At 60.7% G+C, this 22833-nt stretch carries 23 protein-coding genes; 13 read left to right on the top strand and 10 right to left on the bottom strand.

The window, feature by feature from the left end:
• Nucleotides 1-20 precede the first annotated feature (20 nt).
• Nucleotides 21-1427: a proline-specific permease ProY gene (proY, locus tag ACYF6X_RS15580; RefSeq protein ID WP_063991170.1), complete on the top strand. Its 1407-nt coding sequence runs from the start codon at nucleotides 21-23 to the stop codon at nucleotides 1425-1427.
• A 45-nt stretch (nucleotides 1428-1472) separates the two neighbouring features.
• Here proY and ACYF6X_RS15575 read toward each other — a convergent pair whose 3' ends face one another.
• From ACYF6X_RS15575 to ACYF6X_RS15560, 4 genes are all read right to left on the bottom strand, one after another.
• A complete protein-coding gene (locus tag ACYF6X_RS15575) occupies nucleotides 1473-1760 on the bottom strand; it encodes a HigA family addiction module antitoxin (protein ID WP_025160069.1) in 288 nt (95 codons plus the stop codon).
• Nucleotides 1760-2038 carry a type II toxin-antitoxin system RelE/ParE family toxin gene (locus tag ACYF6X_RS15570; RefSeq protein ID WP_019454217.1) on the bottom strand — a complete coding sequence of 93 codons (279 nt, stop codon included), beginning with the start codon at nucleotides 2036-2038 and terminating at the stop codon, nucleotides 1760-1762. The genes ACYF6X_RS15575 and ACYF6X_RS15570 overlap by 1 nt, the downstream gene beginning before the upstream one ends.
• An 85-nt stretch (nucleotides 2039-2123) precedes the next feature.
• Nucleotides 2124-2393: a hypothetical protein gene (locus tag ACYF6X_RS15565; protein WP_063990905.1), complete on the bottom strand. Its 270-nt coding sequence runs from the start codon at nucleotides 2391-2393 to the stop codon at nucleotides 2124-2126.
• 132 nt (nucleotides 2394-2525) lie between these two features.
• Nucleotides 2526-3782, bottom strand: a complete 1257-nt coding sequence (locus ACYF6X_RS15560) for a mechanosensitive ion channel family protein (protein WP_063990906.1) — start codon at nucleotides 3780-3782, stop codon at nucleotides 2526-2528.
• 247 nt (nucleotides 3783-4029) lie between these two features.
• On the opposite strand from ACYF6X_RS15560, the gene malZ reads away from it, so the two are divergent.
• Entirely contained in the window at nucleotides 4030-5853 is a 1824-nt protein-coding gene (gene malZ / locus ACYF6X_RS15555) for a maltodextrin glucosidase (protein ID WP_130018534.1), read from the top strand.
• Nucleotides 5854-5906: 53 nt separating this feature from the next.
• On the opposite strand, the gene ggt is transcribed toward malZ, so the two are convergent.
• The 3 genes from ggt to ACYF6X_RS15540 all read right to left on the bottom strand — a co-directional run bounded on the left by ggt (nucleotide 5907) and on the right by ACYF6X_RS15540 (nucleotide 9318).
• Nucleotides 5907-7670, bottom strand: a complete 1764-nt coding sequence (gene ggt, locus ACYF6X_RS15550) for a gamma-glutamyltransferase (RefSeq protein WP_130018533.1) — start codon at nucleotides 7668-7670, stop codon at nucleotides 5907-5909.
• Nucleotides 7671-7904: 234 nt separating this feature from the next.
• A complete protein-coding gene (locus tag ACYF6X_RS15545) occupies nucleotides 7905-8507 on the bottom strand; it encodes a peroxiredoxin C (RefSeq protein ID WP_019454212.1) in 603 nt (200 codons plus the stop codon).
• Between the two features lie 229 nt (nucleotides 8508-8736).
• Nucleotides 8737-9318, bottom strand: a complete 582-nt coding sequence (locus ACYF6X_RS15540) for an ACP phosphodiesterase (RefSeq protein ID WP_063990909.1) — start codon at nucleotides 9316-9318, stop codon at nucleotides 8737-8739.
• A 120-nt stretch (nucleotides 9319-9438) separates the two neighbouring features.
• On the opposite strand from ACYF6X_RS15540, the gene queA reads away from it, so the two are divergent.
• The 5 genes from queA to secF all read left to right on the top strand — a co-directional run bounded on the left by queA (nucleotide 9439) and on the right by secF (nucleotide 14923).
• Nucleotides 9439-10509 (top strand): tRNA preQ1(34) S-adenosylmethionine ribosyltransferase-isomerase QueA, encoded by a 1071-nt coding sequence (gene queA / locus ACYF6X_RS15535; protein WP_016928878.1) that lies wholly within the window; start codon nucleotides 9439-9441, stop codon nucleotides 10507-10509.
• A gap of 72 nt (nucleotides 10510-10581) precedes the next feature.
• A complete protein-coding gene (tgt, locus tag ACYF6X_RS15530; protein WP_033647322.1) occupies nucleotides 10582-11706 on the top strand; it encodes a tRNA guanosine(34) transglycosylase Tgt in 1125 nt (374 codons plus the stop codon).
• 33 nt (nucleotides 11707-11739) lie between these two features.
• On the top strand, nucleotides 11740-12072 hold the full coding sequence (gene yajC / locus ACYF6X_RS15525; protein ID WP_004940391.1) for a preprotein translocase subunit YajC: 333 nt from the start codon (nucleotides 11740-11742) through the stop codon (nucleotides 12070-12072).
• A gap of 24 nt (nucleotides 12073-12096) precedes the next feature.
• Nucleotides 12097-13944 carry a protein translocase subunit SecD gene (gene secD, locus ACYF6X_RS15520; protein WP_071845295.1) on the top strand — a complete coding sequence of 616 codons (1848 nt, stop codon included), beginning with the start codon at nucleotides 12097-12099 and terminating at the stop codon, nucleotides 13942-13944.
• 10 nt (nucleotides 13945-13954) lie between these two features.
• Nucleotides 13955-14923: a protein translocase subunit SecF gene (secF, locus tag ACYF6X_RS15515; protein WP_004940389.1), complete on the top strand. Its 969-nt coding sequence runs from the start codon at nucleotides 13955-13957 to the stop codon at nucleotides 14921-14923.
• A gap of 64 nt (nucleotides 14924-14987) precedes the next feature.
• On the opposite strand, the gene ACYF6X_RS15510 is transcribed toward secF, so the two are convergent.
• The gene (locus ACYF6X_RS15510; RefSeq protein WP_130018532.1) at nucleotides 14988-15548 is read right to left on the bottom strand and encodes a SadB/YajI family lipoprotein; all 561 of its coding nucleotides are present in this window, start codon (nucleotides 15546-15548) and stop codon (nucleotides 14988-14990) included.
• Between the two features lie 176 nt (nucleotides 15549-15724).
• On the opposite strand from ACYF6X_RS15510, the gene nrdR reads away from it, so the two are divergent.
• The 6 genes from nrdR to pgpA all read left to right on the top strand — a co-directional run bounded on the left by nrdR (nucleotide 15725) and on the right by pgpA (nucleotide 19840).
• Nucleotides 15725-16174 (top strand): transcriptional regulator NrdR, encoded by a 450-nt coding sequence (gene nrdR, locus ACYF6X_RS15505; RefSeq protein WP_004940387.1) that lies wholly within the window; start codon nucleotides 15725-15727, stop codon nucleotides 16172-16174.
• Nucleotides 16175-16184: 10 nt separating this feature from the next.
• Nucleotides 16185-17294, top strand: coding sequence for a bifunctional diaminohydroxyphosphoribosylaminopyrimidine deaminase/5-amino-6-(5-phosphoribosylamino)uracil reductase RibD (gene ribD, locus ACYF6X_RS15500; protein WP_063990964.1), 1110 nt, complete (start codon nucleotides 16185-16187; stop codon nucleotides 17292-17294).
• Nucleotides 17295-17401: 107 nt separating this feature from the next.
• A complete protein-coding gene (gene ribH / locus ACYF6X_RS15495; RefSeq protein ID WP_004940385.1) occupies nucleotides 17402-17872 on the top strand; it encodes a 6,7-dimethyl-8-ribityllumazine synthase in 471 nt (156 codons plus the stop codon).
• A gap of 20 nt (nucleotides 17873-17892) precedes the next feature.
• Nucleotides 17893-18309 (top strand): transcription antitermination factor NusB, encoded by a 417-nt coding sequence (nusB, locus tag ACYF6X_RS15490; RefSeq protein WP_004940384.1) that lies wholly within the window; start codon nucleotides 17893-17895, stop codon nucleotides 18307-18309.
• Nucleotides 18310-18360: 51 nt separating this feature from the next.
• Nucleotides 18361-19353, top strand: coding sequence for a thiamine-phosphate kinase (gene thiL / locus ACYF6X_RS15485; protein WP_063990965.1), 993 nt, complete (start codon nucleotides 18361-18363; stop codon nucleotides 19351-19353).
• Complete coding sequence (pgpA, locus tag ACYF6X_RS15480; protein ID WP_004940382.1) at nucleotides 19346-19840, top strand: phosphatidylglycerophosphatase A; 495 nt, start codon at nucleotides 19346-19348, stop codon at nucleotides 19838-19840. Before thiL ends, pgpA begins: the two co-directional genes overlap by 8 nt.
• A gap of 33 nt (nucleotides 19841-19873) precedes the next feature.
• Here the strand turns inward: pgpA and ACYF6X_RS15475 are convergent, their stop codons facing one another.
• Together ACYF6X_RS15475 and dxs are read right to left on the bottom strand one after the other, a co-directional pair.
• Nucleotides 19874-20848 carry an aldo/keto reductase gene (locus tag ACYF6X_RS15475; protein ID WP_130018531.1) on the bottom strand — a complete coding sequence of 325 codons (975 nt, stop codon included), beginning with the start codon at nucleotides 20846-20848 and terminating at the stop codon, nucleotides 19874-19876.
• Between the two features lie 107 nt (nucleotides 20849-20955).
• Entirely contained in the window at nucleotides 20956-22821 is a 1866-nt protein-coding gene (gene dxs / locus ACYF6X_RS15470) for a 1-deoxy-D-xylulose-5-phosphate synthase (RefSeq protein WP_063990967.1), read from the bottom strand.
• Nucleotides 22822-22833 lie beyond the last annotated feature (12 nt).

The following is a 22833-nucleotide window of genomic DNA, read 5'->3' as shown; positions in this document are numbered from 1 at the left end:
TAAAACTATGGGTCATCTTCATGCAACAACAGTCACCCACCACGGCCCCCGACAATAAGCTGAAACGCGGCCTCAGTACGCGTCATATCCGCTTTATGGCGCTGGGATCGGCCATCGGCACCGGGTTGTTCTACGGCTCGGCGGACGCCATCAAAATGGCCGGCCCGAGCGTGCTGCTGGCTTACCTGATCGGCGGCATCGTGGCCTTTATCATCATGCGCGCACTGGGGGAGATGTCGGTCAACAACCCGCAGGCCAGCTCGTTTTCCCGCTACGCGCAGGACTACCTCGGCCCGATGGCGGGTTACATCACCGGTTGGACTTACTGCTTTGAAATCCTGATCGTCGCCATCGCCGACGTGACCGCCTTCGGCATCTATATGGGGGTCTGGTTCCCGGAAGTGCCGCACTGGATCTGGGTGCTGAGCGTGGTGCTGATCATCGGCGCCATCAACCTGATGAGCGTCAAGGTATTCGGCGAGTTGGAGTTCTGGTTCTCGTTCTTCAAGGTCGCCACCATCATCATCATGATCGCGGCCGGCATCGGCATCATCATCTGGGGCATCGGCAACGGCGGGCAACCGACCGGCATTCATAACCTGTGGTCGAACGGCGGCTTCTTCAGCAACGGCTTTATCGGCATGATCCTGTCGCTGCAGCTGGTGATGTTCGCTTACGGCGGCATTGAAATCATCGGCATCACCGCCGGCGAAGCCAAAGATCCGAAAAAATCGATTCCTAAAGCCATCAACTCGGTGCCTTGGCGCATTCTGGTGTTCTACGTTGGCACGCTGTTCGTCATTATGTCTATCTACCCGTGGAACCAGGTGGGCACCAACGGCAGTCCGTTCGTGCTGACCTTCCAGCATATGGGCATCACCGTGGCGGCGGGTATCCTCAACTTCGTGGTGATCACCGCTTCGCTGTCGGCGATCAACAGCGACGTGTTCGGCGTCGGTCGCATGCTGCACGGTATGGCCGAGCAGGGCCATGCGCCGAAGATGTTCAGTAAGGTATCGAAGCGCGGCATTCCCTGGGTGACGGTGGTGGTGATGATGCTGGCGCTGTTGCTGGCGGTATATCTCAACTACATCATGCCGGAGAGCGTGTTCCTGGTGATCGCGTCCCTGGCGACCTTCGCCACCGTGTGGGTGTGGATCATGATCCTGTTCTCCCAAATCGCCTTCCGCCGCAGCCTGAGCAAAGAGCAGGTGAAGCAGCTGGCGTTCCCGCTGCGCGGCGGAGTGTTCACCTCGGTGGTGGCAATCGTGTTCCTGGTGTTCATCATCGGCCTGATCGGCTACTTCCCGACCACGCGCGTCTCGCTGTACGCCGGCCTGGTTTGGGTGGTATTGCTGCTGGCGGGATACTGGTTCAAGGTCAACCATCAGAAAAAACGCGCGCCGCTGGCGGCGCAGCAAGACTAAATGGAAAAACACCGGCTAAGGCCGGTGTTTTTTTAGGGGCAGGCGTCAAGCGAAGTCCAGCTTGCGCAGTTTCGAAACGTCGATGGACTGCCTGGCCTGCCACAGATCGTAAGCATCCTGCATACCCATCCAAACCTGTTCGGAACTGCCTATCACGATAGACAGGCGGATGGCCATTTCCGGCGAGATATCGGACTTTCCGCTGATCAGGCGTTGAACCGTGGAGGGCGCGACGTCCAGCGCTTTAGCCAGCGCGCGCGCGCTGAGATTCAGCGTTTCCATGGTTTCTTTGATCAACTCGCCAGGATGAGGGGGATTATGCATGCGGTTCATTAGTGATAGTCCTCATAATTCACGATATAAACATCACCCTCGACCAGTTCAAACGTGATACGCCAGTTGCCGGTTACGGTGACGGACCATTGCCCGCTGCGAGCGCCCGTTAGCGGGTGCAAGAAGAAGCCGGGCAGATCTACGTCATCAATCACTTTCGCCAGATCCAGTACGCTCAGCCGCAGCGCGATTTTCTTCGCCTGCTTGGCGTCGATACCCGCCGTTGAACCGGTTTCGAAAAACTTTTTGAGTCCCTTATGCTTGAAGCTTCTTATCATCCTGACGGCTCCATGAGTGTTGCGCTATACGCATCATAGCCAGGTGTTGCGTGTGACGCAACAAGATGGGGCGTTTTTTAACCTACTATGCCAAGCGTTTGTCTTCCACTTCATCCTCCCCGGCGGCGCGCGCTTCGATGCGCACGTCGCCGCCGTTAAGGCGTTCCTCCTCTTCCTCGCCGGCGCAGCGCGCCAACACTTCGCGAATGTCCTGCATATTGCTGCTGAGCGCGCTCAGCGAAGGTTGCAGATTGCGGGGCATGCGGCTTTCCTCCAGCGAAGCGCTGTGCAGGCAGCCGATAAACAGCAGGGTGGCCATCAGGGTAAACAGCCGATGACGTAACCGTTTCAGCAAGGGCTTTCCCTCTCGGTGGTGAAGGTGATGGCGCATTAACGCCGTTTTCATCGGGGAAAAGAAGGGGATGGAGATATCTGCTGGCAATTGAAAGAACATCATTACCAGCAGACACAGTTACGTCAGCCGACGTCAGGAAGCGTTCGCGTTTTGTAGCAGCATGCCGCGCAGGTCATTGCCGGTTGGCGTCTGATGCACGCGTAGGCCGAACTCGTCGATCACCGCCAGAATATGGTCGAAAATATCCGCCTGAATGCTTTCATACTCCGCCCAGACCGTGGTGTTGGTGAAGGCGTAGATTTCCAGCGGCAGGCCTTCCGGCGTCGGCGCCAGCTGGCGCACCATCAGCGTCATGTTCTGGTGAATGCGCGGGTGAGCGCGCAGATAGGCTTCCAGATAGGCGCGCAGCGTGCCGAGGTTGGTCAGGCGGCGGCCGTTGAGCGGCGAGGCCAGATCGATGGCGATCTCCTGGTTGTGCTGGCTCAGCTCTTGGGTCTTGACGTTCAGGTAGCTGTGCAGCAGCGGGTTGCGCTGCAGGCGGTGCTGTTCCTCTTGCGACAGGAAGTGCACGCTGCCGGTGTCGATATTCAGGCTGCGCTTGATGCGACGCCCACCGGATTCCGACATCGAACGCCAGTTTTTGAACGAGTCGGAGATCAGCGCGTAGGTGGGAATGGTGGTGACGGTATTGTCCCAGTTGCGCACTTTGACCGTGGTCAGGCCGATGTCGGTGACCGCGCCGTCGGCGCCGTATTTCGGCATTTCCAGCCAGTCGCCGATCTTCAGCATATCGTTGGCGGAGAGCTGAATGCCGGCCACCAGCCCGAGGATCGGATCCTTGAACACCAACATCAGGACCGCGGTCATGGCGCCCAGGCCGCTGAGCAGCAGCAGCGGCGATTTGCCCATCAGCAGCGAGACGATCATGATACCGATCAGGATCGCCGCCACCAGTTTCAGGCCCTGGAAAATGCCGCGCAGCGGCAGCTGATTGGAAATCGGGCTTTGGCGCAGCAGCGCCAGCAGCGTATCCAGCAGCGAGAACAGCGACAGCAGGGTGAAGGCGAGGATCCACACCTGTGCGGCGGTGACGATCACCGCCTGGGTCTGGCTGCCGCTCTGTAACCACAGCGTCGCCTGGATGCTGATGATCACCCCTTGCAGCAGCAGCGCCACGCGCTGGAACAGTTTGTATTGGGTGATGGCCTGTTGCCAGACGCGCTGCGATTGCTGGCCGCGGCGCTGAAGGGCGGCCAACACCACCCGGTGCAGCACCAGGTGGATCACCACCGAGATCAGGACAATCAACCCCAATACCATCAACAGCGACATCACTCCGCCGAATTCCAAACCAAACTGTTCCAGCCAGCGCGTTATCTGTTGTTGCATTACCGCTCCTTAAAAAATGCGCAAAAAATATCCTGTAAACTTAAAACGCGTTAGCCTAAGGGGTAACGTGCAGGATTTGTGCCTGTTTACCTTTTTTTACATCGGGTTAGCGTTATTTTTCGGTCTCCGCCCCCCGGCTCATCCCCGGGTTTTGCGGCCAGAGAGGAGGGGGAGTTGCACTTAACGTGGCATTGTTCGCTTCTTGAAGAACGCCGTCGATTTCGTTTGGTACAGCAGGAGAAACAGTATGCTTAACGCCTGGCATCAACCGGTCCCGCCTTTTGTGGTGAAGCAAGGGCAACGTTTGGATATCACGCTGTGGTTACAGGGGGATGAACTGCCGGAGCGGGTGTTTTTGCGCGCCGAACCGGACAACGAAGAGTGGCTGCTGGTGATGAAAGCGCAGCGCCACGAGGGGATGCGGCGCTACCAGGCCAGCCTGACGCTGAATGAGGGCGAGCCGACGCGGCGTTACTGCTTCAAGCTGCTGTGGGCCGATCGCCAGCAGTGGTTCGGCCCGCAGGGCTGGTCATCAACGCCGCCGGGCCAGCTGGCGCAGTTCGCCGTCGACGATCCTGACAATGGCCCCGAGTGGGTGGCGGATCAGCTGTTCTACCAGATTTTCCCCGATCGGTTCGCCAGCAGCGGCGGCGAACACGGCATCCAGAGCGGCAGCTACCGCCATCACGCGGCCGGTGCCGAGGTGATTCGGCGCGACTGGCAGTATCCGTTGGAGGATCGCCACGCCGCCTCGACCTTTTACGGCGGCGATCTGGACGGCATCAGCGCCAAACTGCCGTATTTGCAGCAGCTGGGCGTGACGGCGCTGTATCTGAACCCGATTTTTACCGCGCCGAGCGTGCATAAGTACGATACCGAGGACTATTACCAGGTCGATCCGCACTTCGGCGGCAACGCGGCGCTGCAGCGTTTGCGAGTGAGCACTCACAAGGTGGGCATGAAACTGGTGCTGGACGGGGTATTCAACCACACCGGCGACTCGCATCCGTGGTTCGACCGCCATCGCCAGGGCGAAAACGGCGCCTGTCACCACCCCGATTCACCGTATCGCGGCTGGTTCAACTTTTACCCGGACGGCCGCGCGCTCGACTGGAAGGGCAACGCCAGCCTGCCGAAGCTTAATTTCGCCGAGCCGCAGGTGGCGGAAGCGATCTATCGCGGAGAAGGCAGCGTGGTGCGCCACTGGCTGCGCCCGCCGTACAGCATCGACGGTTGGCGGCTGGACGTGGTGCACATGCTGGGAGAGAACGGCGGCGCCACCGGTAACCTGAACCACCTGGCTGGCATCTATCAGGCGGTGAAGCAGGAGAACCCGCAGGCCTACGTCTTGGGCGAGCACTTCGGCGACGCGCGCCGCTGGCTGCACGCCGGCGTGGAGGACGCGGCGATGAACTACATGGGGTTCGCGCTGCCGGTGCGGGCGTTCTTGGCGGGGCTGGACGTGGCCTATCACCCGGTGCGGCTGGACGCCGCCGGGTGCGCGCAGTGGATGGACGGTTACCGCGCCGGGCTGCCGCACGGCCGCCAGCTGATCCAATTCAACCAGCTGGACAGCCACGATACCGCGCGTTTCCTCACGCTGCTGCAGGGGAACGCGGCGCGCATGCAGATGGCGGCGGTGTGGTTGCTGAGCTGGATTGGCGTGCCTTGTCTCTATTACGGCGATGAGATTGGTCTGGACGGCGGCAACGATCCGTTCTGCCGCAAGCCGTTCCCGTGGGACGTCGGCGACTGGGACCGGCCGCTGTTGGCGCTGTTCCAGCGCATGGCGGCGCTGCGTAAACAGAGCGTGGCATTGCGCCGCGGCGGCTGTCAGGTGCTGTATGCCAACGGAGAAACGCTGGTGTTCGTGCGCCTGTATCAACAGGAGCAGGTGCTGGTGGCGCTGCAGCGCGACGGCAGTGGCCAGGCGCAGTTGCCGCATAACCCGCTGTTGGCGCGCGGCCCGTGGCGGCGTGTGGAAGGGCAGGGAGAGCTGAGCGAAACGGCGGGCGGGCTGCGCCTACAGCTGACGGAAGCGTCGGCCAGCGTGTGGCGTTATGAAGGCTAAAGCAACTGCGGGGGCCGAAGGGCCCCCGCGATCAAGGTGAGTAGGCGTTTACATCAGTAACCGACCGCAGAACCTGCCGGGCGACGCACGTCGTTGGCGCCGTACAGGTAGCCTTCGCGCACCTTGCCGGAAACCGCCGAGTCGTTGCCGGAGTTGGCCGGGCTGACGCCCGCCGCGCCCGGCAAACCGACCAGAATCAGTTCGGCGGCGCCCCACGGCGTTTGCTCGACCATCTTATAGCCCATGCCGCTCAGCAGCTTCAACGTATCGGCGGAAACGCCGCGCTGTTCGTAGTACACCTTATCCGGCAACCATTGGTGATGGATGCGCGGCGCGTCCACCGCTTCCTGCGGTGCCATGCCGTGGTCGATCACGTTCAACGCGGTCTGCAGGGTAATGGTGATGATGCGCGAACCGCCCGGCGAGCCCAGTACCATAAAGATCTTGTTGTCCCTGGTCACCAGCGTCGGGCTCATCGACGATAGTGGGCGCTTACCGGGGGCAATGCTGTTGGCGGTGCCCTGCACCAGCCCGTACAGGTTTTTCTCGCCCACTTTGACCGTAAAGTCGTCCATCTCGTCGTTGAGGAAGAAGCCGGTGCCCGGTGCGATCACCACGGCGCCGAAACGGCCGTTGACGGTATAGGTGGTGGAGACGGCGTTGCCGTCGTGATCGACGATCGAATAGTGGGTGGTTTCCGGTTTTTCATGCGGTTCCATGCCGGGCTGCACGTTTTCCGACGGCGTGGCCTTGTCCGCGACGATTTTCTTGCGGATCTGCTCGGCGTAGCTCTTGCTCACCAGCCGGTCGATCGGGTTCTTGATGAATTCCGGGTCGCCGAGGTAGGTGTTGCGGTCCATGTAGGCATGGCGCATCGCTTCGGTCATGGTGTGAATGGCCGCCGCCGAGTTGAAGCCCATGCTTTTCAGGTCATAGCCTTCCACCACGTTGAGGATTTCGCACAGCGTCACGCCGCCGGAGCTGGGAGGCGGCGCCGACACGAACTTGTAGCCGCGATAGCTGCAGGTAATCGGCGGGGTTTCGGTGACCTTGTAATTGACGAAGTCGGCGGCGGTCAAGATGCCGCCGCCCTGTTTGGCCGCCGCCTCCACCGCCTGCGGGATCTTGCCTTTATAGAAGGCATCGGTTCCCCCTTTGGCGATGGCTTCCAGCGTATTGGCCAGATCGGTTTGCACCAGTTTGTCCCCCGGCTGCAGCGGGCTGCCGTCCGGGCGCAGGAAGATTTTGGCCGACTCGGGATCCTGTTTGAAGCGCGCGATGGTGGTGTCGAGAATATCGGTATCGGCGCGGGTCAGCACAAAGCCTTCGCGCGCCAGCTTGATAGCCGGCGCCAGCACCTGTTCGCGGCTCAGCTTGCCGTACTTCTCACGCGCGGTTTCCATCCCCAGCACGGTGCCCGGCACGCCCGCCGCCAGATAGCCGTACAGGCTGGCGTCTTTCTTTACCTTGCCGTCGGCATCCAGATACATGTTGGCGCTGGCCGCCGCCGGCGCGGTTTCACGGAAGTTGATGAAGGTGTCGGTGCCGTCCGCCAGGTGGACGGTCATAAAGCCGCCGCCGCCGATGTTGCCGCAGCAGGGGTTAACCACCGCCTGCGCATAGCCCACCGCCACGGCGGCGTCGATGGCGTTGCCGCCCATCTTCAGGATATCCACGCCGACCTGCGAGGCCAGGTGTTGCGAGGTGACCACCATGCCGTTTTTGGCTTCCACCGCCGGGTTGGATGCCGCATACAGGCTGCCGCTGACCAGCAGCGCCGCCATGGTCAGGGGTTTGCTCCATTTCTGTAAAAACATAGTTATTCCTACCCTGTCAGTTTTTTATTGTGTTGTGTTTGCTTGCCGCTGTTCGCTTGCAAAGCGCGAGCCAGCGTTATTGATAGTAGCCGCAGATGGGCGTGCGCGCGGCGAACTGGGTGGGAAATGTGAGCGGAAACAGGGAAATAAAGCACTGAAGGTGGGCGGTCTGCCCCATAAAGGGGCATAAAAAAACCGGCCGCGTGGGCCGGTTGATTCACTATCAGGCTGAAATTACAGCTTGGCAGCGTTTTCAGACAGGTATTTTGCAACGCCGTCTGGAGAAGCGCCCATACCTGCTTTGCCTTTTTCCCACTGAGCCGGGCACACTTCACCGTGCTCTTCGTGGAATTGCAGCGCATCAACGGTACGGATCATTTCGTCGATGTTACGGCCGATTGGCAGGTCGTTAACAACCTGAGCACGCACGATGCCGTCTTTGTCGATCAGGAAGGAGCCGCGCAGCGCAACGCCGGCTTCCGGGTGTTCGATGCCGTAAGCTTTCTGGATTTCACGCTTGATGTCAGCAACCATTGCATATTTCACTTCACCGATGCCGCCTTTGTCGACAGGGGTTTTACGCCATGCGTTGTGAACGAACTCTGAGTCGAAGGAAACGCCAACCACTTCAACGCCACGCTTCTGGAACTCTTCATAGCGGTGATCGAAAGCGATCAGCTCGGAAGGGCATACGAAGGTGAAGTCCATTGGCCAGAAGAACAGCACGGCCGGTTTGCCGTTCAGGTGCTTCTTCAGGTTGAAGTTTTCAACGATTTCGCCGCTACCCAGTACGGCAGCTGCAGTGAAGTCAGGGGCTTGACGAGTTACCAGGACCATAATTACTCCTGTAATAGGTGTTAAAGGGTGGATGTAAAAACAAGGGCCAGTATAGGGGCCGCGACTTGGTGAATAAAGGGTAAAAGACCAATCGATGAGATAGCTTTCACCTATCAAAGTCGTTGATATAATTTAGCGAGCTTTAAAAATAACCTTTTCCCACAAAAGGGCAAGCGGCAAAACGTAAATTCTTGCAAGGCGTTGCAATTTCAATGGCCTGGGCTTGACCTCAGAGCGCTTTGTCCTTCGCCTGCCGCATCATTTGCGGGTAAAACTGCCAGAACTGTGTTTCAAGCTGATGATAATGTTGCTCGACGTCGGCGAACGAACCGGCCAGCGCTTCGAGGCGCGGGCGGCGGCTGGCCATGCCCTGCAGCACCCGGGCGATGAACGGCAATTCGGCGTAGCGCTCCAGCCAGCGCTCCGGCCACAGGTAGCCGTTCAGGTTCTGAAAACGCGGCGGCGTGAGCGGCAGATAAGGCTCGATCTGGCTGCGGGCTTCCTGGGTAAACTGGTGCAGATCGCGCGAAGGCTCCAACTGCTGCCAGTGGCGCGCCAGAAAATGGTCCCACACCACGTCGAGGGTGATCGGTGCCACGCGGCGGTAGGGGGCGCTGAAATAGTCGCGGCAGGCTTTCACCTGCGGCAGGCTGTCGGTCAGCACGTCGACGCGGCGGTGCATCATGATGCCGGCCACCACGTCGGGCTGGTAGTCGGCGGCGGGGTTGCCGCGCACGAAATCGGCCAGCAGGTTGCCCAGCAGCGAGCTGTCCGCCAACATGGCCAAATGAAGATGAGCGAGAAAATTCATCCCACAACTATACCCGAAGTCAGGCAAATCCTCCTTATTTCTTGCCGCTGACCGCCCCCGGCTTTAGACTAGGCCGCCTGTTTTTTACCAACCAGCCCTAAATTGAAGAAGTGAATACCCATGCGCGTCGCTGATTTTTCGTTTGAACTTCCCGAATCCCTGATTGCCCACTATCCCCAGGCCGAACGCAGCGCATGCCGCCTGCTGCAGCTGGATGGGCCGAGCGGGGCGCTGACGCACGGCGTATTCACCGATCTGCTGGATAAGCTGGAAGCCGGCGACCTGCTGGTGTTCAACAATACCCGCGTGATCCCGGCGCGCATGTTCGGCCGCAAGGTCAGCGGCGGCAAGATAGAAGTGCTGGTGGAGCGCGTGCTGGACGACCATCGCGTGCTGGCGCACGTGCGCGCGTCGAAAGCGCCGAAGCCGGGCGCCGAGCTGCTGTTGGGGGATGACGAGAGCATCGCCGCGACCATGGTGGCGCGCCACGAGACGCTGTTCGAGCTGCGCTTCAACGACGAGCGCGACGTGTTCACTATCCTCAACGCCGCCGGTCACATGCCGCTGCCGCCTTATATCGCCCGCCCGGATGAAGACGCCGACCGCGAGCTGTATCAGACGGTCTACAGCGAGAAGCCCGGCGCGGTCGCCGCGCCGACCGCCGGCCTGCACTTCGACGAGCCGCTATTGGCGGCGCTACGCGCCAAGGGCGTGGAAATGGCGTTCGTGACGCTGCACGTCGGCGCCGGCACCTTCCAGCCGGTGCGGGTGGAGACCATCGAAGATCACGTGATGCACGCCGAATACGCCGAAGTGCCGCAGGACGTGGTCGATGCGGTGCTGGCCTGCAAGGCGCGCGGCAAACGCGTGGTGGCGGTGGGCACCACCTCGGTGCGCTCGCTGGAAAGCGCCGCGGCGGCCAGCAAAGAGGCGCTGATTGCGCCGTTCTTCGGCGACACCAGCATTTTTATCTATCCGGGCTATCACTATCAGGTGATCGACGCGCTGGTGACCAATTTCCACCTGCCGGAATCGACCCTGATCATGCTGGTGTCGGCCTTCGCCGGCTATAAAAATACCATGAATGCCTATCAGCAGGCGGTGGCCGAGCAGTATCGCTTTTTCAGCTACGGCGATGCGATGTTCATCAGCCGTAACCCGCAGGCGGAAAACGAATCCGTCGGCGGTTAATTTCCCGGGCTGCGCCCACGGCGCGGCCCCGTTTCAACGACATCAGACTGTTTCTCTGATGCTGGAGGCTTTGTGAAGTACGAACTACAAACTACCGATGGCCGCGCGCGTCGCGGCCGCCTGATCTTCGACCGCGGCGTGGTGGAAACCCCGGCCTTTATGCCGGTCGGTACCTACGGTACGGTCAAGGGCATGACGCCGGAAGAAGTGAAAGAGACCGGCGCACAGATCCTGCTGGGCAACACCTTCCACCTGTGGCTGCGCCCGGGCCAGGAGATCATGAAACTGCACGGCGATCTGCACGACTTCATGCAGTGGCATGGGCCGATCCTCACCGACTCCGGCGGTTTCCAGGTATTCAGCCTGGGGGCGATGCGCAAGATCAAAGAGGAAGGCGTGTACTTCCGCAACCCGATCAACGGCGACAAGGTGTTCCTGAGCCCGGAAAAATCGATGGAAATCCAGTATGACCTGGGTTCCGACATCGTGATGATCTTCGACGAATGTACGCCGTACCCGGCCGACTGGGACTACGCCAAGCGTTCGATGGAAATGTCGCTCCGCTGGGCAGAGCGCAGCCGCAAGCGTTTCGACGAGCTGGAAAATAAAAATGCGCTGTTCGGCATCATTCAGGGCGGTGTTTACGAAGATTTACGTGATGTTTCCGTCAAAGGGCTGGTGGATATCGGCTTTGACGGGTACGCTGTGGGCGGCTTGGCTGTAGGCGAGCCGAAAGAGGATATGCATCGCATTCTTGAACACGTTTGCCCGCAAATTCCGGAAGATAAGCCACGCTATTTGATGGGCGTCGGCAAGCCGGAAGATTTGGTGGAAGGCGTGCGTCGCGGCATCGACATGTTCGACTGCGTCATGCCGACCCGCAACGCCCGCAACGGCCATCTGTTCGTGACTGACGGTGTGGTAAAAATCCGTAATGCCAAGCACAAGGATGATACTTCTCCGCTGGATAAGGACTGTGATTGCTACACGTGTCGCCATTACAGCCGCGCCTACTTGCACCATCTCGACCGTTGCAACGAAATATTGGGTGCTCGACTGAACACGATTCATAACCTGCGTCACTACCAGCGCCTCATGGCGGGTTTACGCCAGGCTATCGAAGAGGGTAAATTAGAGCAGTTTGTTGCGGATTTCTATGGTCGGATCGGTAAGCCGATTCCGCCTTTAAACGCTTGATCTAATAATTGATAACTTAATGAGGGAATTTCAATGAGCTTTTTCATTTCTGACGCCGTCGCATCCGCAGGGGCTCCGGCTCAGGGAAGCCCGTACTCTCTGATCATTATGCTGGTGGTGTTCGGCCTGATCTTCTACTTCATGATCCTGCGCCCACAGCAGAAGCGCGCTAAAGATCACAAGAAGCTGATGGACTCCATCGGTAAAGGCGACGAAGTGCTGACCACCGGCGGCCTGATCGGTCGCGTGACCAAAGTGGCCGACACCGGCATCATCGCCATCGCGCTGAACGACACCACGGAAGTGATGATCAAGCGTGACTTCGTGGCGGCCGTTCTGCCGAAAGGTACCATGAAGGCCCTGTAATCTTTTTTCCCGAAGGGAATTGCCGTGCTAAACCGTTATCCTTTGTGGAAGTATCTGATGTTGATCGTCGTGATCCTCGTCGGTCTGCTTTATGCGCTTCCCAACATCTACGGTGAGGATCCGGCCGTACAAATCACTGGCGCGCGCGGCGTCGCCGCCAGTGAAACTACGCTGGACCAGGTCCGTACCGTATTAGAAAAAGACAACATCGCGAGCAAGTCGATTGCGCTGGAAAATGGCGCCATCCTGGCTCGCTTTAAAGATCCTGACGTTCAGCTGCGCGCCCGCGAAGCGCTGGTGACCGAGCTGGGTGACAAATTCGTCGTGGCGCTGAACCTGGCGCCGGCCACGCCGACCTGGCTGGCCATGCTGGGCGCAGAGCCGATGAAACTCGGCCTGGACCTGCGCGGCGGCGTGCACTTCCTGATGGAAGTGGACATGGACACCGCGCTGAGCAAGCTGCAGGAACAGACCATGGATACCCTGCGCAGCGAGCTGCGTGAGAAGGGCATTCCTTACGCGTCTATCCGCAAGCTGGACAACAACGGTGTGGAAGTTCGCTTCCGTGACGATGCGGCTCGCGACCAGGCCATCAGCTACATCGGCCCGCGTCAGCGCGATCTGGTGCTGTCCGCCAACGGCGCCAACACCATGAAAGCCAGCCTGACGGACGCCCGTCTGAGCGAAGCGCGCGAATACGCCGTCCAGCAGAACATCACTATCCTGCGTAACCGCGTCAACCAGCTCGGCGTTGCCGAACCGCTGGTGCAGCGCCAGGGCGCTGACCGCATCGTGGTCGAGCTGCCGGGCATTCAGGACACCGCGCGCGCCAAAGAAATTCTGGGCGCCACCGCGACCCTGGAGTTCCGTTTGGTGAACACCAATGCGGACGCCACTGCGGCGGCCAACGGCCGCGTGCCGGGCGACTCCGAGGTGAAATACACCCGTGACGGCCAGCCGATCGTGCTGTACAAGCGCGTGATCCTGACCGGTGACCACATCACCGACTCCACCTCGAGCACCGACGAATACAACCAGCCGCAGGTTAACATCTCGCTGGACAGCGCCGGCGGCACGTCGATGTCCAACTTCACCAAGGACAACATCGGCAAGCCGATGGCGACCCTGTTCGTGGAGTATAAGGACAGCGGCAAGAAAGACGCCAACGGCCGTGCGGTGCTGGTGAAACAGGAAGAAGTGATCAACGTGGCGAACATTCAGTCGCGTCTGGGCAACAGCTTCCGCATCACCGGTATCGGCAACCCGAACGAAGCGCGTCAGCTTTCGCTGCTGCTGCGTGCGGGCGCGCTGATCGCGCCGATTCAGATCGTCGAAGAGCGCACCATCGGTCCAACCCTGGGTCAGCAGAACATCACCCAAGGTCTGGAAGCCTGTCTGTGGGGTCTGGTGGCGTCCATCGTCTTCATGGTGGTCTGGTACCGTAAGTTCGGCGTGATCGCCACCACGGCGCTGGTCGCCAACCTGGTGCTGATCGTCGGCGTGATGTCCCTGTTGCCGGGGGCGACGCTGACCATGCCGGGCATTGCCGGGATCGTGTTGACGCTGGCGGTGGCGGTCGACGCCAACGTACTGATTAACGAACGTATCAAGGAAGAGCTGAAGAACGGCAGGTCCGTTCAGCAGGCGATCCATGAGGGCTATAAAGGCGCGTTCTCCAGTATCGTCGACGCCAACATCACCACGCTGATCACCGCGGTCATCCTGTACGCAGTGGGCACCGGTTCGATCAAAGGCTTTGCGATCACCACCGCTATCGGTGTGGCGACGTCCATGTTCACCGCGATTGTCGGTACCCGTGCCATCGTCAACCTGCTTTACGGCGGCAAACGCATTAACAAGCTGTCTATCTGAGGAGTGCGTTGTGGCACAGGATTATACTGTTGAGCAACTCAACTACGGCCGTAAAGTCTACGACTTTATGCGCTGGGACTATTTGGCCTTCGGCATCTCGTTGCTGCTGTTGGTCGCGTCGATCGTCACCATGTCGGTGCGCGGGTTTAACTGGGGTCTGGATTTCACCGGCGGTACGGTGATTGAAATCAACCTGGAGAAACCGGCTAACCTCGACCTGATGCGCGATACGCTGGAGAAGGCCGGGTTCCAGGATCCGATCATCCAGAACTTCGGCAGCAGCCGCGACGTGATGGTGCGCATGCCACCGGCGACCGGCACCGCAGGTCAGGAACTGGGCAACAAGGTGATCGGCGTGATCAACGACTCGGTGGATAAAAACGCCACCGTGAAGCGCATCGAGTTCGTCGGCCCGAGCGTGGGCAGCGAACTGGCGCAAACCGGCGGCATGGCGCTGCTGGTGGCGTTGATCTGTATCCTGATCTACGTCGGTTTCCGCTTCGAATGGCGCCTGGCGCTGGGGGCGGTTATCGCGCTGGCGCACGACGTGATCATCACGCTGGGCGTGTTGTCGCTGTTCCACATCGAGATTGACCTGACCATCGTCGCGTCCCTGATGTCGGTTATCGGCTACTCGCTGAACGACAGCATCGTGGTCTCCGACCGTATTCGTGAGAACTTCCGCAAGATCCGCCGCGGCACGCCTTACGAGATCATGAACGTGTCGTTGACCCAGACGCTGAGCCGTACGCTGATGACCTCCGGGACTACCCTGATGGTGGTGCTGATGCTGTACATCTTCGGTGGCGCGATGCTGCAAGGCTTCTCACTGGCGATGCTGATCGGCGTGTCGATCGGTACCGTTTCCTCCATTTACGTCGCGTCCGCGCTGGCGTTGAAGCTGGGGATGAAACGCGAACACATGCTGCAGCAAAAAGTGGAAAAAGAGGGCGCAGATCAGCCTTCGATTCTGCCTTAACCGCCGCAGTATTCAGCGAAATGAGAAGGAGCGCCGATGGCGCTCCTTTTTTTTGCCTCGGGTTTCAGTGTTGCTGCACCACCGCCGGTTGGGCGATCGAAACCAGACTGTGCAGACGGATATAGCCCAATTGTTCCGGCGTCAGGCCGCTGAAACGCAGCTCGAAGTCCTGGCCGGGCTTCGGCAGCAGCGAGTCGGCGCTGGCGATCGGTTGCGACAGCGCCTCGGCGGTCAGCGGCCGGCCGGTGGCCTCGTCCAACTGGCCCCATTCCACCACGGCTTTGAACGGCGGCAGCGTGGCCTGTGAGAGGATGCGCACATGCAGCTGCGCCTGCGTGCCGTTGGCTTCGTTCTTGATGTGGCTCAGCGAAACGCTCAGCTCGCCGATGCCGCTCTGCAAACGGGCGGCGCTTCGGGCTGCCGGCAGCAGGTAGACGCCGTTGTCGGAGTGCTGATTGAGCAGATTTTGCCGCTCCAGCGCAGTGGTCTGATCGGTCAGCACGCTCACTTTCTGGTTCAGCGCGGCGACCTGATGGCGCAGCTGGGGCACGGCGGTGTTGTGCGCGCAGCCCGCCAGCAAAATAGCGGCGGCGAGCAGGGCGATTTTAGGGTAACAGGTTGTCATGACGGCGATTTCCTATGCTGAGTCTCCTGCTATCAAGCTTAGTCCGCATGGCGGTGAAAGTCATATCGTTGCCGCCTTTCCGCCGCCTGTCGCAACAAATGGCCGCCGCCCTTTGTTGTGGCTGCACTTCGGGGTAAACTGCTTTTATCTATAAAAAACGTTTATCAGGACGTGTTATGCATTGCCCTTTCTGCGCCGCCGTTGATACCAAAGTCATTGATTCCCGCCTGGTGGGGGACGGTTCGCAAGTGCGCCGCCGCCGCCAGTGTCTGGTGTGCAATGAACGTTTCACCACCTTCGAGGTGGCCGAGCTGGTGATGCCGCGAGTGATTAAAAGCGATGAGGTGCGCGAGCCGTTCAACGAAGACAAACTGCGCCGCGGCATGCTGAAAGCGCTGGAAAAGCGCCCGGTTAGCTCGGATGACGTGGAAAACGCCCTTAATCACATCAAATCCCAACTGCGCGCCACCGGCGAACGCGAAGTGCCGACCAAACTGGTGGGCAATCTGGTGATGGACGCGCTGAAAAAGCTGGATAAGGTCGCCTATATTCGCTTCGCGTCGGTGTACCGCAGCTTCGAAGACGTGCGCGAGTTCGGCGAAGAGATTGCCCGCCTGCAAGACTAAAGGATCTTTCATGCATCACGACGAATTTTACATGGCGCGCGCCTTCGAACTGGCGCGGCTGGGGCGTTTTACCACCGCGCCCAATCCGAACGTTGGTTGCGTTATCGTGCGCGACGGCGAAATTGTCGGTGAAGGCTATCATCTGCGCGCCGGCGAGCCGCACGCGGAAGTGCACGCGCTGCGCATGGCGGGCGACAAGGCGCGCGGCGCCACCGCCTATGTCACGCTCGAGCCGTGTAGCCACCACGGGCGCACGCCGCCCTGCGCCGATGCGCTGGTGGCCGCCGGGGTGACGCGGGTGGTCGCGGCGATGCAAGATCCTAACCCGCAGGTGGCGGGGCGCGGGCTGTACAAGCTGCAGCAGGCCGGCGTCAAGGTGCGGCACGGCCTGATGCTGGCCGAGGCCGAAGCGGTCAATCTGGGCTTCCTCAAGCGCATGCGCACCGGCTTCCCTTACGTGCAGCTGAAGCTGGGCGCGTCGCTGGACGGCCGCACGGCGATGGCCTCCGGCGAGAGCCAGTGGATCACCTCACCCGAAGCGCGTCAGGACGTGCAGCGCCTGCGCGCGCAGAGCGCCGCCATCCTCAGCACCAGCGCCACCGTGCTGGCGGACGATCCGTCGCTGACGGTGCGTTGGGATGAACTGGACGCCGAGACGCAGCGCCTCTATCCGCGCGACAATCTACGCCAGCCGCTGCGCATCCTGCTCGACAGCCAAAACCGCATTACCCCGCAGCACCGTGTGGTGCAGCAGCCCGGCGCCACCTGGCTGGCGCGCCTGCAGGCGGATGAACAGGCCTGGCCGCAAGACGTTGAGCAGTTTATCTGCCCGGCGCACGGCGGCGGCGTCGATCTGGTGGTGATGATGATGCTGTTGGCCAAGCGCCAGGTGAATTCAATCTGGGTGGAGGCGGGCGCATCGCTGGCCGGCGCGTTGCTGCAGGCCGGCCTGGTGGATGAGCTCATTTTGTACATCGCGCCGAAACTGTTGGGCGATAATGGCCGTGGCCTGTGCCACCTGCCGGGCCTGGAGCGATTGGCCGACGCGCCGGAATTCGTCTTTAGCGACGTGCGTCAGGTCGGCCCCGATCTGCGTTTGCGCCTGCGGGCGAAACACTGAATCTCGCGCCCGCGCGCCGGTTTTACAAAAGCGCCGCGCAGGCGATGAAAGAATATGATAGAATCCGCCCCCCTGCGGGGTATTGAACCCATTTTTAAGGAAAGCCCATGAAAGTTATCGAAGGTGTTGTTGCTACTCCAAATGCCCGTGTGGCGATCGCAATTGCACGTTTTAACAATTTCATCAACGACAGCCTGCTGGAAGGTGCCATCGACGCGCTGAAACGCATTGGTCAGGTTGCTGACGACAACATCACCGTTGTCTGGGTCCCGGGCGCTTACGAGCTGCCGCTGACGGCGAGCGTATTGGCCAAAACCGGCAAATACGACGCGGTTATCGCGCTGGGCACCGTTATCCGTGGGGGCACCGCGCACTTCGAATATGTGGCGGGCGAAGCCAGCTCCGGCATCGGCAACGTTGCGATGAATGCCGAAATCCCGGTTGCCTTTGGCGTGCTGACCACCGAAAGCATCGAGCAGGCGATCGAACGCGCCGGCACCAAAGCGGGTAACAAGGGCGCTGAAGCCGCGCTGACCGCACTTGAAATGATTAATGTTATCAAAGCTATTAAAGCCTGAATTTAGTTAAGGGGAATTCCGTGAAACCTGCTGCTCGTCGCCGCGCTCGTGAGTGCGCTGTTCAAGCGCTTTACTCTTGGCAGTTGTCTAAAAACGACCTTGCCGATGTTGAACACCAGTTCCTGACGGAGCAGGATGTCAAAGATGTTGACGTCGCCTATTTTCGCGAGTTGCTGTCCGGCGCGGCAGTGAATGCAGGTATGCTGGACGAACTGATGGCGCCTTACCTGTCGCGTCAGCTCGAAGAGCTGGGCCAGGTGGAACGCGCGGTGCTGCGCGTCGCGCTGTTTGAACTGAAAATGCGCGAGGATGTCCCTTACAAGGTGGCGATCAACGAAGCGATCGAACTGGCGAAAACCTTCGGCGCAGAAGACAGCCACAAGTTTGTGAACGGGGTGCTGGATAAAGTGGCACCAACCCTTCGCAAGAAAAAGTAAAACATTAAGGCCGGCATTCCCGGCCTTAATTTCTTCTAGTGGAATATCGATATGGCATGCGGCGAATTTGACCTCATTGCCCGCTATTTTGACCGGTTTAAGCGTGTGCGCCGGGATGTACAGTTGGGCATTGGAGATGACTGCGCACTGCTGGCAGTGCCGGAAAAACAGCTGGTGGCCGTCAGTACCGATACGTTGGTCGCGGGCATTCACTTCCTGCCGGACATCGATCCGGCCGATCTCGGTTATAAGGCGCTGGCGGTCAATCTGAGCGATCTGGCGGCGATGGGCGCCGATCCGGCCTGGCTCTCGCTGGCACTGACCCTGCCGGAGGTGGACGAGCCGTGGCTGAAGGCCTTCAGCGACAGCCTGTTCGATCAGCTCAACTATTATGGCATGCAGCTGATCGGCGGCGATACCACGCGCGGGCCGCTGAGCATGACGTTGACCATTCAGGGGCTGATCCCGGCCGGCCGGGCGCTGACCCGCAGCGGTGCGCGCATCGGCGACTGGATCTATGTGACCGGCACGCTGGGCGACAGCGCCGCCGGTCTGGCGATCCTGCAGGATCGCCTGGCGGTGACGGATGCGGCGGCGCGCGATTATCTGATCGCTCGTCATCTGCGGCCGCAGCCGCGGGTGCTGCAGGGGCAGGCGCTGCGCGATCTGGCCAGCTCGGCGATCGACATCTCCGACGGCCTGATTTCCGATCTGAAGCATATCCTGAAGGCCAGCGACTGTGGCGCGCGCATCGTGCTGGACGAGCTGCCGATGTCGCAGGCACTGAGCAGCCACGCCGATGCCGAGCAGGCGCTGCGTTGGGCGCTGGCGGGCGGTGAAGATTATGAGCTGTGCTTCACCGTGCCGGAGATCAACCGCGGCGCGCTGGAAGTGGCGCTGAGTCACCTCGGCGCTGACTACACCTGCATCGGCCAAATTGGCCCGCTGTCTGAGGGCATCCGCTATTATCGCGACGACGAAGCGGTAGAGCTGGATTGGATTGGGTTCGATCATTTCAACGCGGAGCCGGGCACCCATGGATGAAGCCAAGCGTCGGCTGCGGATGAGCAATCCGTGGCACCTGCTGGCCACCGGGTTTGGCAGTGGTTTGTCGCCGGTGATGCCGGGCACCATGGGATCGCTGGCGGCGATCCCGTTCTGGCTGCTGCTGATCCAGCTGCCGTGGCAGCTTTACTCGCTGGCGGTGATGTTCAGCATCTGCATCGGCGTCTATATTTGCCACCGTACGGCAAAAGACATGAAGGTGCACGATCACGGTAGCATCGTCTGGGACGAGTTCGTCGGCATGTGGATCACGCTGATGGCGCTGCCGGTCAACGACTGGCGCTGGGTCGCCGCCGGTTTCGTCATCTTCCGCATTCTGGATATGTGGAAACCGTGGCCGATCCGCTGGTTCGACCGCAACGTACATGGCGGCATGGGCATCATGGTCGACGATATCATCGCCGGCGTGCTGTCCGCCGGCATCATCTACCTGATTGGGCATCACTGGCCGATCGGGCTGTTCTGACAGACGGGCGCGCTGTTTCGCGCCCGCTTCTCTTTATTCAAACCCCGTCACCCGGTGCGGCACGTAAGCCGTCTCCAGCTCCGCCACCTCTTGCGGCGATAAACTCAAATCGACCGCGGCAATGGCGTCATCCAGCTGTTCGCTGCGCGAAGCGCCGACGATCGGCGCGCTGACCGCCGGTTTGTTCAGCAACCAAGCCAGCGCGATCTGCGCGCGTGGCACACCGCGTTCCTCGGCGAGGCTGGCGACGCGTTCGGCGATAATGGCGTCGATGCCTTCAGTTTCCTCGTACAGGCTCTTGCCGAATTGGTCGGAAACCAACCGCGCGGTGGTTTCGCCCCACGGGCGGGTCAGGCGGCCGCGCGCCAGCGGGCTCCACGGCAGCACGGCGATGCCTTCGGCGGCGCACAGCGGGTGCATTTCGCGCTCTTCTTCGCGCTGAATCAGGTTGTATTGATCCTGCATGCTGACGAAGCGCGTCCAGCCGTGCAGATCGGCGGTATACAGCGCCTTGGCGAACTGCCAGGCGTACATCGAGGAGGCGCCGATGTAACGCGCCTTGCCGGCTTTCACCACGTCGTGCAGCGCTTCCAGCGTCTCTTCCAGCGGCGTTTCGTAATCCCAGCGGTGGATTTGCAGCAAATCGACGTAGTCGGTACCCAGGCGCCGCAGGCTGTCGTCGATGGACTGCATGATGTTGGCGCGCGACAAACCGCGCTTCAGGTTACTCAGCGGGAAATACACCTTGGTGGCGACCACCACCTCTTCGCGGCGCGCATAGTCGCGCAGCGCCCGGCCGAGGATTTCCTCGCTGCTGCCGTCGGAATAGCTGTTGGCGGTGTCGAAAAAGTTGATGCCGGCTTCCAGCGCCTGTTTCAGCAGCGGGCGGCTGCTCTCTTCCGGCAGCGTCCAGGCGTGATTGCCGCGGTTCGGTTCGCCGTAGGTCATGCAACCCAGGCAGATGCGCGAAACGTTCAGATCGGTGTTGCCCAGTTTCAGGTACTTCATGCTTGCCTCCCATTCACAGCTCAGACAGTAACTGTAGCGCGGATCCCGGAGGGCGGAAATGAAAACGCCCCCGAAGGCGGGGGCGTTTTGTCAGGCGCGAGTGGCGATTACTGCGCCAGCCAGGTTTCGATTTGGCGCTGAATGCCGGCGGCGTCCAGCCCCAGATCGGCGCGCAGCTCTTCCTGGCTGCCCTGCGAGACGAAGCTGTCCGGCAGGCCGAGGTTCAGCACCGGCACCGGACGGCGTTTGGCCATCAGCAGTTCGTTGACGCCGCTGCCGGCGCCGCCCATGATGGCGTTCTCTTCCAGCGTGACCAGCGTTTCATGGCTGGCGGCCAATTCGAGCACCAGCTGCTCGTCCAGCGGTTTGACGAAGCGCATGTCGACCAGCGTGGCGTTGAGCGCCTCCGCCGCTTGCGCGGCCTCCGGCAGCAGGGTGCCGAAGTTGAGAATGGCGATCTTTTCTCCCTGGCGGCGCACCACGCCTTTGCCGATCGGCAGCTGGTTGAGCGGCTCCAGCGTCGCGCCGGTGCCGGTGCCGCGCGGATAGCGCACCGCGCTCGGGCCGGCATTGTAGTGATAGCCGGTGTACAGCATCTGACGGCATTCGTTCTCGTCGCTCGGCGTCATGATCACCATGGTCGGGATGCAGCGCATGAACGACAGATCGAACGCCCCCTGGTGAGTCTGGCCGTCGGCGCCGACGATGCCGCCGCGATCGATGGCGAACATCACCGGCAGGTTCTGGATCGCCACATCGTGGATCAGCTGGTCGTAGGCGCGTTGCAAGAAGGTGGAATAGATTGCCACCACCGGCTTGTAGCCACCGATCGCCAGCCCGGCGGCGAAGGTGACCGCGTGCTGCTCGGCGATCGCCACGTCGAAATATTGCTGCGGGTAGTCACGAGAGAACTGCACCATGCCGGAACCTTCGCGCATCGCCGGTGTGATCGCCATCAGCGAGCTGTCTTTGGCGGCGGTTTCACACAGCCAGTCGCCGAAGATTTTCGAATAGGTCGGCAGACCGCCGGCGCTTTTCGGCAGCGTGCCGCTGGCAGGATCAAACTTCGGCACCGCGTGGAAGCTGATCGGATCTTTCTCCGCCGGCGCGTAACCGCGGCCTTTCTTGGTCATGATGTGCAACAGCTGCGGGCCTTTCAGATCGCGCATGTTTTTCAACGTGGCAACCAGCCCCTGCACGTCGTGCCCGTCTACCGGACCGATGTAGTTAAAGCCCAGCTCTTCGAACAGCGTGCCCGGCACCACCATGCCTTTCAGGTGCTCTTCGGTGCGTTTCACCAGCTCCTTGATCGGCGGCACGCCGGCCAGCACTTTCTTGCCGCCTTCGCGCAGGGTGGAGTAAAGCTTACCGGACAGCAGCTGCGCCAGATGGTTGTTCAGCGCGCCGACGTTTTCCGAGATCGACATCTCATTGTCGTTCAGCACCACCAGCATGTCCGGATTGATGTCGCCGGCGTGGTTCATCGCTTCGAACGCCATGCCGGCGGTGATGGCGCCGTCGCCGATCACGCACACCGTGCGGCGGCCTTTGCCTTCACGCTCCGCCGCCACCGCCATGCCGAGACCAGCGCTGATTGAGGTCGACGAGTGGCCGACCGACAGCACGTCGTATTCGCTTTCGGCGCGCCACGGGAAGGGATGCAGGCCGTTTTTTTGCCGAATGGTGGCGATGCGGTCGCGGCGGCCGGTCAGAATTTTGTGCGGGTAGGCCTGGTGGCCGACGTCCCACACCAGGTGATCGAACGGCGTGTTGTAGACGAAATGCAACGCCACCGTCAGTTCGACGGTACCCAGCCCGGAGGCAAAGTGGCCGCTGGAGCGACTGACGCTGTTCAGCAGGTATTGCCGCAGCTCATCGCACAGCTTCGGCAAGCTCTCTTTGGGCAGTGAGCGGAGTTCCTCGGGGTTTTCCGCTAGCGCCAGGGTTGGGTATTTGGCTATATCAAGACTCATTCGATACTCATA

This window comes from Serratia sp. ID 25-353 (assembly GCF_054792795.1).
This window is presented reverse-complemented; position numbering and strand designations above follow the sequence as displayed.

What these genes read in the sequence shown, in the direction of transcription:
- ACYF6X_RS15575 (WP_025160069.1), bottom strand. Translation starts at nt 1,760, where the DNA reads ATGAACCGCATGCATAATCCCCCTCATCCTGGCGAGTTGATCAAAGAA.
- ACYF6X_RS15475 (WP_130018531.1), bottom strand. Translation starts at nt 20,848, where the DNA reads ATGAAGTACCTGAAACTGGGCAACACCGATCTGAACGTTTCGCGCATC.
- ACYF6X_RS15570 (WP_019454217.1), bottom strand. Translation starts at nt 2,038, where the DNA reads ATGATAAGAAGCTTCAAGCATAAGGGACTCAAAAAGTTTTTCGAAACC.
- ribD (WP_063990964.1), top strand. Translation starts at nt 16,185, where the DNA reads ATGCATCACGACGAATTTTACATGGCGCGCGCCTTCGAACTGGCGCGG.
- yajC (WP_004940391.1), top strand. Translation starts at nt 11,740, where the DNA reads ATGAGCTTTTTCATTTCTGACGCCGTCGCATCCGCAGGGGCTCCGGCT.
- queA (WP_016928878.1), top strand. Translation starts at nt 9,439, where the DNA reads ATGCGCGTCGCTGATTTTTCGTTTGAACTTCCCGAATCCCTGATTGCC.
- proY (WP_063991170.1), top strand. Translation starts at nt 21, where the DNA reads ATGCAACAACAGTCACCCACCACGGCCCCCGACAATAAGCTGAAACGC.
- ACYF6X_RS15510 (WP_130018532.1), bottom strand. Translation starts at nt 15,548, where the DNA reads ATGACAACCTGTTACCCTAAAATCGCCCTGCTCGCCGCCGCTATTTTG.
- ggt (WP_130018533.1), bottom strand. Translation starts at nt 7,670, where the DNA reads ATGTTTTTACAGAAATGGAGCAAACCCCTGACCATGGCGGCGCTGCTG.
- ribH (WP_004940385.1), top strand. Translation starts at nt 17,402, where the DNA reads ATGAAAGTTATCGAAGGTGTTGTTGCTACTCCAAATGCCCGTGTGGCG.
- ACYF6X_RS15540 (WP_063990909.1), bottom strand. Translation starts at nt 9,318, where the DNA reads ATGAATTTTCTCGCTCATCTTCATTTGGCCATGTTGGCGGACAGCTCG.
- nrdR (WP_004940387.1), top strand. Translation starts at nt 15,725, where the DNA reads ATGCATTGCCCTTTCTGCGCCGCCGTTGATACCAAAGTCATTGATTCC.
- malZ (WP_130018534.1), top strand. Translation starts at nt 4,030, where the DNA reads ATGCTTAACGCCTGGCATCAACCGGTCCCGCCTTTTGTGGTGAAGCAA.
- ACYF6X_RS15560 (WP_063990906.1), bottom strand. Translation starts at nt 3,782, where the DNA reads ATGCAACAACAGATAACGCGCTGGCTGGAACAGTTTGGTTTGGAATTC.
- ACYF6X_RS15545 (WP_019454212.1), bottom strand. Translation starts at nt 8,507, where the DNA reads ATGGTCCTGGTAACTCGTCAAGCCCCTGACTTCACTGCAGCTGCCGTA.
- dxs (WP_063990967.1), bottom strand. Translation starts at nt 22,821, where the DNA reads ATGAGTCTTGATATAGCCAAATACCCAACCCTGGCGCTAGCGGAAAAC.
- pgpA (WP_004940382.1), top strand. Translation starts at nt 19,346, where the DNA reads ATGGATGAAGCCAAGCGTCGGCTGCGGATGAGCAATCCGTGGCACCTG.
- thiL (WP_063990965.1), top strand. Translation starts at nt 18,361, where the DNA reads ATGGCATGCGGCGAATTTGACCTCATTGCCCGCTATTTTGACCGGTTT.